9 protein-coding genes are annotated in these 10657 nt (G+C 33.2%); 7 read left to right on the forward strand and 2 right to left on the reverse strand.

Going from position 1 to position 10657, the window contains the following annotated elements:
- Positions 1-140 precede the first annotated feature (140 nt).
- From DS885_RS06975 to DS885_RS06985, 3 genes are all read left to right on the forward strand, one after another.
- Positions 141-719, forward strand: coding sequence for a HupE/UreJ family protein (locus tag DS885_RS06975; protein ID WP_113818716.1), 579 nt, complete (start codon positions 141-143; stop codon positions 717-719).
- Positions 720-859: 140 nt separating this feature from the next.
- Positions 860-1228, forward strand: a complete 369-nt coding sequence (locus DS885_RS06980) for a YidH family protein (protein ID WP_113818717.1) — start codon at positions 860-862, stop codon at positions 1226-1228.
- A complete protein-coding gene (locus DS885_RS06985) occupies positions 1225-1557 on the forward strand; it encodes a DUF202 domain-containing protein (protein ID WP_113818718.1) in 333 nt (110 codons plus the stop codon). The genes DS885_RS06980 and DS885_RS06985 overlap by 4 nt, the downstream gene beginning before the upstream one ends.
- An 88-nt stretch (positions 1558-1645) precedes the next feature.
- Here the strand turns inward: DS885_RS06985 and DS885_RS06990 are convergent, their stop codons facing one another.
- Entirely contained in the window at positions 1646-1951 is a 306-nt protein-coding gene (locus DS885_RS06990; protein WP_113818719.1) for a hypothetical protein, read from the reverse strand.
- A 548-nt stretch (positions 1952-2499) separates the two neighbouring features.
- Positions 2500-2880, reverse strand: a complete 381-nt coding sequence (locus DS885_RS06995; protein ID WP_113818720.1) for a hypothetical protein — start codon at positions 2878-2880, stop codon at positions 2500-2502.
- A gap of 549 nt (positions 2881-3429) precedes the next feature.
- Between DS885_RS06995 and DS885_RS07000 the strand changes: the two genes are divergently transcribed.
- From DS885_RS07000 to DS885_RS07015, 4 genes are all read left to right on the forward strand, one after another.
- A complete protein-coding gene (locus DS885_RS07000) occupies positions 3430-5457 on the forward strand; it encodes a TonB-dependent receptor plug domain-containing protein (protein ID WP_113818721.1) in 2028 nt (675 codons plus the stop codon).
- A gap of 20 nt (positions 5458-5477) precedes the next feature.
- Positions 5478-6020, forward strand: a complete 543-nt coding sequence (locus DS885_RS07005; RefSeq protein ID WP_113818722.1) for a YfiR family protein — start codon at positions 5478-5480, stop codon at positions 6018-6020.
- A gap of 10 nt (positions 6021-6030) precedes the next feature.
- Entirely contained in the window at positions 6031-8814 is a 2784-nt protein-coding gene (locus tag DS885_RS07010; RefSeq protein ID WP_181817718.1) for a response regulator, read from the forward strand.
- Positions 8815-8868: 54 nt separating this feature from the next.
- A partial coding sequence (locus DS885_RS07015) for a diguanylate cyclase domain-containing protein (protein ID WP_113818724.1) occupies positions 8869-10657 on the forward strand: 1789 nt, incomplete at its 3' end.

Genomic DNA, 10657 nt, shown 5'->3' on the forward strand with positions numbered 1-10657 from the left:
TTAATACAATTGGTATAATAATTGAGCTTAATTATCATTTAACAATAATGTTAACCTACTAATAACCTTAATAATATAGAATAGACAGCCGTCAATATTTAGGTGTTTTAACTTTAACTATAATAATAATAGGAACTTCAATGAAAAAGTCAGTATTGCCCATCTTAGCTATTTTACTAACCCTTCCAAACTTAGCCTATGCACACGTGATGCCAGGTGGTGGTGGGTTTATGTCAGGTTTTTCTCATCCTGTATTAGGGCTGGACCACTTGTTAGCTATGTTAAGTGTGGGGATTTTAAGTGCTCAAATGGGGGGGAAAGCAATCTGGCGAGTACCAGTGACTTTTGTTATTGTTATGCTGATTGGTGGGATCCTCGGTATTAAAGGCATTGAAATGTTTTCTGTCGAGCTAGGCATTGCGATTTCAGTACTCGCATTAGGCATTTCAATTACAACCGAGAAAAAATTACCGTATTTTATGGCGATGTTATTTGTTGGTTTTTTTGCTATTTTCCACGGTTTTGCACACGGGGTTGAAATGCCGTACCTTGCTAAACCTGAAATGTACGCCGCGGGATTTGTTGTAGGAACAGCAACAATACATATCGCGGGTGTGTTTATTGCGCTTATATTAAAAAAATTCAAACAAGGTGAGCAATTGCTTAGATATTTAGGTGCAGGCATTGCCGGTGTAGGTTTCCATCTAGTAATGATGTAATACTATTCATAACAGCACTTTAAGTTACTTAAGTGCTGTTAATTTGTTTTTGTATATTTTCTTTTCATATTTTCCCTTTCTAAATTAACTGTATACGTTATATTAAATTCATTATTTACCATTTTTTAAACGTTAAGATAATGAATAAATTACCTAAAGATATTAGAAAAAATTGGCGTAAACAGGGTGAAGCCCCTGATTATCGTTTCTCGCTTGCTAATGAACGCACATACTTAGCTTGGATAAGAACTGCATTAGCCTTGTTAGCCGGTGCAATAGGATTAGACCAATTAACGCCAGACTTAGCGAATGCTGAAATACGTTATGCTTTATCTGCTTTCCTTTGTATATGTTCTGCATTATTGGCTATTTTTGCTTATCGTCGCTGGGCGGCTAACGAAGCCTCTATGCGCCATAAAAAAGCGTTAACTTATACTAGTTTTATTAAGGTGATCAGTAGTATTGTATTTATATTCAGTGGTGTAGTGATTTTGGCTGTTTTTTTATGAATTCTGAAATCGTTGACCATGGATTACAACCAGAAAGAACCTTAATGTCATGGTTTAGAACCTACTTTTTACTTATTATCGTTAGTTTTGTTCTGTTATTTGTAAGTGCCAAACTAGATTTACTACTATTTAAATTAGCGGCTTTATGTTTAATAGTATTTACTATTCTCAGCTTAATATTGCAAATTAAGCGTTTCAAACACTACTCACCTGAAAGTAATACGGTCAATCAAGAGGAAGTTGTAGCTAAAGTATCACTTTCCTGTTGTGTTGCTTTAATGTCATTGGTTTACGCTGTATTTCTATTGATGAAAATCGTATCCAGTTAATAGTGAGCGACTGATAAATTAAAAGTAAAAGTAAAAGTACTCATCTCTGAGCACTTTTTAGTGATTCTCTACTTAAATAGCTATTTATTTAATGTCCACGGTGACCATGATGTCTTCTGCTATGTTTTTTACCATGATGTGGTGAAAAGAATAAAGAAAGAACAGGGCCATGTAATCCAAGTTGAATGACTGGAGTTGGTGAACGTTTTATCACTCTATTTCTTATCGCTCTTCTTTTCTTAATCTTCTGAACTTGTCGCACATTTTTTTGGTGGCTAACTTTTTGTTTGTGTTGAGCAGATGCTCCATGATGATTATTTGCATAAGCAGGTGTAGTGAATGCAAAACTAAAAGTGAATAAGCCTGCCGTTAATAATGATAATGTATTTTTCATGTTAATCTCCTCGTAAAGTCATATTGACTTTGTTGCAGTGACTAAACTATAAAAGGTAACTATGTGGTAAATTTGCAGAAATTGTGGAGATTCCATAACAATTTTCGATATAAAATATTTGATTTAAATTCAATGGCTTACTTGTTGATTTATCAAATTATTAATTTTTATAACAAAAAATATCATTATTTTTACCGATTTTAACGCATAAAAATACTTATTCTATTGCAGTAATATGGAATAATTTCAGCCAATCTACCCAATAAATTTATGCTACCTATTTATAATTTGAATCAATGTTCAAGAAGTAAGACAGTTAATCTTATATTTAGTTTTAAAAGGTAAAATTCGCTATTAACGGACGAGTACTATGTGGTTTTTTTGATGGTAATATAATCATCTTAAGCTTAAGTATACCTACACCGACCAGATTAATTAACTAAGATGTTTTGTAGTGTTATAGAAACCAAAAAGCATGGTAGCGTTACGCTAACATGCTTCTGAATTTTGGATATTTGTAGAAATTAAGTAATAAAATTTAGCTGTCTTTATCTAATTACTTTTACTACTTTTTGTTGCGACTGATGCTGGTTAGTTTGGTGAACATCATTACTCGCTATCACTATAGATGTGTTCACTCCGTTACCAAATGAAATACTAAAGCTAGTACTTGGCTGATTTTTAACAGCCTTATGCTGTGGTTTTTTCATATGCGTATTTTGTTTAACAATCATTACTTTCTGATTGTTTGCTTGCTTTCTATTATGCTGTTGTTTGGCACTCTGATTAACTTTGCTTTTAACAATTGTTACTTGTTGTGTATTATTTTGATCTCCGGACTGCTCATGTCCTCTTGAATTTGCTGATGCATTAAATGAAAAACTTGCAGCTAATAGGGCAGTTGCTAATACTAATAATGGCTTTTTCATACTCTTCTCCAAGTGTTTAACTTTATTGTTAAATCTACAGTTTGTTTCAATAACTAAACTATACTGCTGAAATATGGAGTAAGTTTGTAGAAAATATGGAGTTTAAATATATCCTGATTTTCTTGCTGCGAGGCCAACTTCACCTAAATGTCTTTCACGTTTCCTTTTATATTCAATGATAATAAGTAGCGATACTTTTGAACTAGTTAGTTATTTTTTAAAAATTAACCAATATATTGATCTCAGCTACATTATTTTAAACTCAATAAACATACAATAAATTACCTATTTATGGTCATTTAATTGTTACTTTTTTTAAATGTCATCTATTATATAAATGTACCAAGTTTTACTTAGGTTGTTGATTAAGTGTAGTTAACGTAAGTTTTACTTCATTAATTAAACCTTTCAAAGACATAAGTTATTTTTACAACAACAATAGATTACTTAATTATTATAATTATTAGAAAAGGTTTTATTATTAATTACTTATGGATAGGTGATTGTTAAGACTAATAATTAATTAGGATTTTTACTACAAGGAAATGTATGAATCATCTAACCCGACTTATTTTATCTCTTTCTCTCGCTTCGTGTTACAGCCAAGCAGATTCAGTAGATCAAGATTTGATTGATTTTGATTTTGATGAATTAATGCAAATTGAAGTCACTTCGGTTAGTAAAAAGAATGAGAAATTATCAGAAGCAGCGGCTGCTATTTATGTGGTTACAGAAGATGAAATTCGTCGTTCAGGCGCAACCAGTATTCCTGAAGCCCTGTTTTTAGTGCCTGGCGTAGATGTTGCAAAAATTGATTCAAATCAGTGGGCTGTAACCATTAGGGGATTCAACGGACGTTTTTCTAATAAATTATTGGTTATGATCGATGGGCGTAGTATTTATACGCCAACATCATCAGGTGTTTATTGGGAAAGTTTAAACTATTTAATGTCTGATATTAGCCGAATTGAAGTTATCAGAGGCCCAGGTGCAACACTATGGGGAACCAACGCAGTTAATGGTGTTATTAATATTATTACCAAACCTGCTACTGGTGCAGAGGGAGAAGTAACTGCTTCTATAGGTAATCAATATAAAGGAGTTGGCGTTAGGCAAGGTGGAGAATTAAGTGAAAATACAAGATTCAGAGCTTACGCAAACAGTAAAAAGTTAGAAGAATCAAAAGACCTTAATGGTGTCGACCAAGATAACCAAGGAAAATATTTACAAACAGGTTTGCGCGTTGATATTGATTCAGGCGATGACCAATGGTTAACCCTACAAGGCGATCTATATAAACATCAACTTCGTCAACAATACTCTGCATCAGATTATTCTTCGCCCTATATTGCTACAATAGAAAGTGATGATGTTGATCTGATAGGTGGCAATATTGCTTTACGTTGGGGAATGAAAACCAGTATTGATTCTGAGTTAAATGTACGCACGAGTGTCGATTTTTATGAACATAACGACCCACAGTTCGATGAAAAGAGAACCACTTTCAATATTGATATAGAGCATCAATTAAAGCCCATGACTGATCATTCATTAATTTGGGGGGCAGGTTATCGTGTCAGTCAGAATGATCTTGATGGTTCAGCTTCTTTTAGTACTTCATCTTCAATAGAAACAACTCGAATTTGGAATTTATTTATCCAAGATACTTGGAGCACACTAGATCAAAACCTTTCCTTAACTTTTGGCGCGAAATTAGAAGGAAACAATTATAGCAGTACCGAACTACAACCGAATGTACGTTTGAGTTGGTTAGCAACAAAACAAATGACTTTATGGACAGCAATTTCGCGTGCTATTAGAATTCCTTCACAAGTTGAAAATGACTCTATTATCAATATTCAGGTAATAGCGCCTAGTCCTTTTGATCCCACAGGAACCCCTGGATTATTGCAATTAGTAGGTAATAATGAATTTGAATCTGAGGAGTTAACCGCTTATGAAGTTGGTTACCGTTGGCTTCCGTCTTCTGAATTGTCCTTTGACATTACGGCTTTTTATAATAAATACAATAATTTATTAAGTTATGACATTGGAGATGCAGAGTTAAAAACAGTAAACGGCAGCACTTTTTACGTGATCCCTATTAACCTCGATAATAATGTTGAAGGTTATAGTTATGGAACAGAATGGCTAGCAACCTGGAAAGTGACGCCATCGGCACGCTTACGTTTTACCTACAGTTATCTAGATATTAATTTAGAAGATACTCAAACCAATGCATACAGTAATGATGTTATATCACTAACCGCTGATCGCTCTTTAACACACCAAGCTTCTATTTGGGCAAGCACAGATTTATTCGAATCAGTTGAATTTGATATACGTTTTTATTATACCTCTGAAAGGAGTTGGGACAGAACAAACGGTGAGCAATATATTTCTGATTCCATCGACAGTGATTTGCGTATTGCATGGCAAGCAACACCATCATTAACTTTATCGCTTATTGGGCAACATCTTTTACATGACGAGAATCAACAATTTATTACCGAGTCATCCAGTACAGATTCATTAATAGAGAGAAGTATCTTTGTTAATGCGCTATATCGCTGGTAATAGCGATTAGATATATCGAGATGATAAATAACCCAATACTCAGACCCTTATTTATTTTTCTACTGTATTTCCTGTTTAATATAAACCTTGCTACAGCAGAGCAAAATAAAATAAGTACTCTAAAAGTTGCTTACATATATAACATAGCAAAGTTTACTCGCTGGCCGGATACTACATGGAATAACCCTGAAGACGCATTTGTTTTATGTGCCTATGGTGAAGATGCAGTGACCAGTGAATTAAGCATGTTAACTGGCAAAAAAGTGGCGACCCATCCCATTTCAGTGGTTGAAGTTAAAAGTGATCAAGATTACAAACATTGTCATGTTTTTTATATTAGTACCGACGACCGTAATCTTTATCGTTATTTACTCTCCCAAATCGAACTTCAAAAAGTATTAACGATAACCGATCAAAGCCCTCATTTTACATCTGGCGGTTTTATCAATCTTGTCGAGCATAATAATCGACTCCGTTTTCAAGTTTCTAATCAGCAACTATCTACAACGCAATTAGTGTTAAGTTCAAAGTTATTGAAGCTTTCTATTCTCGTAGATGATTAAAGGTGAACCAGTGATAAAAATAAAAAATCTTTCTATAAGAAATAAGTTAATAGCAATCGGTTTATTGCCTGGCGTGATAGCCACGATTGCGATCATTATATTTGTTAGTTTCGCTCAGCACTATTATCGTCACTTGGACTCTGAGAGTGAAATCAGCACTTTAGCAAGGTTAATGGCGACTCAAAATACAGCAACGGCACTGTTTAAAGATCAACAAGCAGCTCAAGAAAGCTTAGATAGTCTTCACGCGAAAAAAGAGATTGTATTAGCGAGAATTTACGACCAAGACAAGCAAGTATTAGCCGAATATTTACAATCAGATTTTGACCAAACAGCACATAGCAAATTGATATCTATGCCGTTATTAGCGTTACAAAAAGGGCAGTTATCAGAAATATTGTCGCAAGTTGAACCGATAATCCATCAAGGAAATACAGTAGGTTATGTATTGTTGGTTGATGATTTTAGTGTGTTACATCAACGCTTATTAAAACAGTTAAGTATTATTCCTTTCATTTTTATTTTAGGAACATTGTTTGCTTTATTGATTGCCTTAAGGATGCAGCGATTGATCTCTGCACCACTTTTAGAGATCACTAAAATTATTGATAAAGTCTCTACTGATAAAGATTATAGCTTGCGTATTCCAGGACATCGCCATGATGAAATAGGGTCGTTGATGAAGGGGTTTAATCAGATGCTTGATCAAATTGGACGCAGAGATAAAGCCCTAAAAGATCATAGAGATAACTTAGAAAATAAAATTTTAAAACGTACAGAAGAGCTGACCACTGCGAAAGAAAATGCAGAAGCGGCAAGTAAAGCAAAAAGTGAATTCTTAGCAACCATGAGCCATGAAATAAGAACACCTATGAATGGTATTTTAGGAATGACTGAGTTACTACTGACAACACCGTTAGGGCAAAGACAAAAAAGGTTTACTGAAACGGCCCATCAGTCGGGAATGAATTTATTGGGTATTATTAATGATATTTTAGATTTTTCAAAAATAGAGTCAGGTAAGATGGAACTTGAGTTGATTGAATTCAATTTACGTTCTTTGATTGAGGAGTTTGGCTCTTTATATGGTGAAACTGCTCACAATAAAAACATAGAATTAATACTGTCTATCCCACCTAATTTCAACGATACCTACCTAGGTGACCCCGTTAAATTACGACAAGTACTCACTAATTTATTGAGTAATGCATTAAAATTTACTGAACATGGTCAAGTAACCTTGAGAGTATCAGAAAAACAAAAAGGTAAAATTCACTTTAATGTTATCGATACTGGCATTGGAATTGAACAAGAGAAAATTGACCATATATTTGAATCTTTTGCTCAAGAAGATAGTTCAACAACTAGAAAATATGGTGGTTCAGGGTTAGGACTTCCTATTGCAAAACAATTAGTTAGGTTAATGGGCGGGGTATTAACAGTCACTTCTGAAAAATCAGTGGGGAGTCAATTTTCATTTGAAATTGAACTAATGCCTATTGAGTTGACCTCAGCTAATGTCGATACTAATGCATTTAAAGTCTTACCTGCATCATTGAATTTACAGGAAAAGCATATTCTTGTAGTTGATGATAACGCAACAAATCGCTTTATTATTAAAGAACAACTCAAAGAGATTAATTTAAATTGTGATTTAGCGACAGGTGGAACGGATGCTTTAGCATTATTAAATGTTGCGCATCAGAAAAATAAACCTTATGACTTAGTTATCTTAGATATGCATATGCCAGGGTTCGATGGTTTAGAGTTAGCAGATACTATCCGTAAAAATAGTGAATGGAAACAACCAATTATGGTGATGTTAAGTTCAGTCACCACAGATTCAGTTTTACTAAAAGAAAGCAATATTACCTATTTTTTAAATAAACCTGTATTACAAAAAGAACTTTATGATTGTTTAGACGATGCTTTTAACCTGTCGAAAAATAACCACGATTCTGCGCAGTTACAAGAAAAAATGGATGAAAATTATCATTTTAGTTATCCATACAACATTTTAATCGCTGAAGATAATCCAGTTAATCAAGAAGTGGCTGTTATTGTACTTGAGTCATTTGGTTTACATGTTGATGTTGCTGATAATGGCCTCATTGCAGTTGAATCAGTAAAAAACAAAAATTACGATGCCATTTTGATGGATATGCAAATGCCTGAAATGGATGGACTAGAGGCAACACGTACTATTCGAAATTTAGAATCTACAGGTGAAATTTGTAAAGGAAATATCATTATCGCATTAACCGCTAATGCAATTGATGGCGATATGCAACGCTGTCTACGATCGGGAATGGATGCTTATCTTAGTAAGCCTTATTCGATGGCTGAGTTATATGAGCAATTGGTACCCTGGTTACATATCCCACGTGATGATGATTTAAAAATCGCTAAATATAATAAAAACAGTAACTTAACTGTAAATAAGAATGAGAGTTTTAATCAATCAGTTGATCCTAGTTTGCTAGATAATTTAGCGACTTTACAGCCAGGAGATTCATCAGTATTGATTAATAAAGTGGTTAATCTTTATTTACAGACTCTACAAGAAAGCTTAAAAGTATTTAACGATTTAGACTCTGCTAATGATGATATTAGAAAATCAGCACATACTTTAAAGTCTAGTAGTGCGCATGTTGGTGCAAATCAACTTGCAAAATTAACTGATAAATTAGAAAAAACGTTAATGTCCAATTCATTGACTTCGGTTTCAGACTTGCTTAAAGAGATAGATTCAGAATCTATCAATGTTATTGCTTATTTCAATACAAAAAAATAATTATAAAATTTGAATGGGATATAGCATTTTATTAAGACCAGTAATGAGGTTTTTATGAATATGAAATCAATATTAGTGATAGATGATGATGAAATGACTCGGTTGTTGATCAATCAAGTACTTTCATCTGATAATTACCATGTTATTGAAGCTAAAGATGGTGCTGAAGGGATATTTTTATTTAATAAACATAACCCAGACTTAGTATTACTCGATGTTGAGCTTCCAAAATTAAATGGATTTGAAGTTTGCCAAATAATTAGAGCATCTGAAAAATCAGAAAGGGTGCCTATTGTTATGATCACCGGAATGGATGATACAAAATCTATAGAGCATGCTTATAGTTTAGGTGCCACTGATTTTATGATCAAACCTATTAACTGGTCTCTCTTTACTCATAATTTACGTTATATCTTACGTAATAATTATTATTACAACTCATTGAAAAGAAGTGAAAGTCGATTAGAACATGCACAAAAAATTGCGCGTTTAGGCTATTGGGAATTAGAGCAGGATAATGGACACTTATTATTATCTAAACAACTTGCAAATATGTTTGGCTTAACTTCTTTTAAATTTGAAAATGGTAAATTATTTTTTCTTAATCTTATTTATAAACCTGATCGCTTTTATGTTAAAAATATTTTATTGCAAGCCTTTGAAGATGGTGAAGCTTTTAACTTAGACACTCGAGTTCAGTTAGCAAACAATGATTTATTACACTTAAAATTACAAGGGCAGTTATTAAAAAATACTAACGAATCAGACTCCATTATTTCAGGTGTGATGCAGGATATAAGTGAGCTTAAGGAATCACAAAAAAAACTGGTTCATGTTGCGCATCATGATTCACTTACTAATCTTCCTAATCGAGTTCTATTTACACAAAGACTAGAGCGTTCAATACAAAGAGCTGACCGTAATGGTAATAAAATTGCTCTTTTGTTTATTGATTTAAATCGATTTAAACAAGTTAATGATTCACTTGGACATGAAGCCGGTGATTTATTACTAAAGGAAGTAGCGAGTCGTTTTAGTTCCGTGATTACAAAAACAGATTTAGTAGCAAGATTTGGTGGGGATGAGTTTGCTTTCTTATTAGATTCAATTGATAACTTAGATTTAATTCCAAAATTTATTAAATATTTTCAAGCTTTATTTAATGACGCTTTTTATATAGATGATGAAATTATCTATATAGGTTCAAGTGTTGGCATTAGTATTTATCCAGATAATGGTAAAGATAGCAGTGAACTTTTACGAAATGCAGATACCGCTATGTATCAAGCTAAAAAATCTGAACAAGATAATGTATATTTTTATTCTAGCGAGTTAACTGAAAAAACAATTAAAAGGTGGTCAACGGAGAATAATCTTAGAGAGTCCCTAGAAAATAATGATTTTATTCTTTTATATCAACCTAAAGTATGTTCTAAAACTCAAGTTATAGTTGGGGTCGAAGCTTTAATTCGATGGCCACGGGAAAACAAACTTCCGATATACCCATCAGAATTTATTCCAATTGCAGAAGATACAGGTTTAATTGTTCCCTTAGGTAAATGGGTTATTGAACAAGCAATTGAACAGTTAAACTTATGGAAAAATACAGCTTGCGATCATTTATCAATTTCAGTGAATGTTTCTAGTCGCCAGTTATACAATGAAGGATTTACAGAGTTTGTAATAGGGGCCTTAAAAAATTCTAATATACCCGCTTCTAAATTAGAATTGGAAATAACGGAAGAGCATTTAGCACCAACCAATCAAGAAGCTAAAATAAAAGAAACCTTAAAAACCCTAACAGATATAGGAATAAAAATTTCTATTGATGATTTTGGGACAG

The sequence above is a fragment of the Psychromonas sp. B3M02 genome (genome assembly GCF_003318165.1).
Lineage (GTDB): Bacteria > Pseudomonadota > Gammaproteobacteria > Enterobacterales > Psychromonadaceae > Psychromonas.

Bases quoted from the DNA above. Each gene is read 5' to 3' on its own strand.
- DS885_RS06995 (WP_113818720.1), bottom strand. From the start codon at position 2,880: ATGAAAAAGCCATTATTAGTATTAGCAACTGCCCTATTAGCTGCAAGT.
- DS885_RS07005 (WP_113818722.1), top strand. From the start codon at position 5,478: ATGATAAATAACCCAATACTCAGACCCTTATTTATTTTTCTACTGTAT.
- DS885_RS06980 (WP_113818717.1), top strand. From the start codon at position 860: ATGAATAAATTACCTAAAGATATTAGAAAAAATTGGCGTAAACAGGGT.
- DS885_RS06990 (WP_113818719.1), bottom strand. From the start codon at position 1,951: ATGAAAAATACATTATCATTATTAACGGCAGGCTTATTCACTTTTAGT.
- DS885_RS06975 (WP_113818716.1), top strand. From the start codon at position 141: ATGAAAAAGTCAGTATTGCCCATCTTAGCTATTTTACTAACCCTTCCA.
- DS885_RS07000 (WP_113818721.1), top strand. From the start codon at position 3,430: ATGAATCATCTAACCCGACTTATTTTATCTCTTTCTCTCGCTTCGTGT.
- DS885_RS06985 (WP_113818718.1), top strand. From the start codon at position 1,225: ATGAATTCTGAAATCGTTGACCATGGATTACAACCAGAAAGAACCTTA.